This window comes from Microtetraspora sp. AC03309 (assembly GCF_020826795.1).
GTDB lineage: Bacteria > Actinomycetota > Actinomycetes > Streptosporangiales > Streptosporangiaceae > Microtetraspora > Microtetraspora glauca.
Genome location: NZ_JADDIL010000665.1, coordinates 1 through 373, shown reverse-complemented (window position 1 = coordinate 373; position 373 = coordinate 1). Strand labels below are relative to the sequence as shown.

General features: G+C 66.5%; 1 protein-coding gene. It reads right to left on the bottom strand.

From position 1 onward, the window contains the following. Window positions 1–373, bottom strand: a 373-nt coding sequence (locus tag IMZ11_RS44855) for a DUF4194 domain-containing protein (protein ID WP_228649927.1), incomplete at both ends; no start/stop codon positions are given.

Sequence of the window (373 nt, the reverse complement as noted above, 5' to 3'; positions counted from 1 at the left end):
CATGGATCTCGTCACGGCTGATCAGCACGTTCTCGTCACGGGACGCCGCGCGCATGAGCTTGGCCAGGTGCAGGGCCAGGATCGAGTCGTAGGTGTTGAGGGTCTCCCGCCGCAGCAACCGGCGCCGCCACTGCGATTCGTAATCCGCCTGCTCGACGTAGGCGATGTCGTGATCGTCCGAGATGCACAGGCGCATATCGAGTTCCGACAGCCGCACGGTGAGTTCGGCGCGGTAGCGGGTGACCCACGACCACAGCTCGGAGTGGTTGTCCTTGCTGACGTACCGGCGCGACAGCAGGTGCTGCAGCGCCCAGCAGGCGCGGTCGGGTAGCTCGCTGACGTCCCCGTCGAAGCGCGGAGCACGCCGCTGATC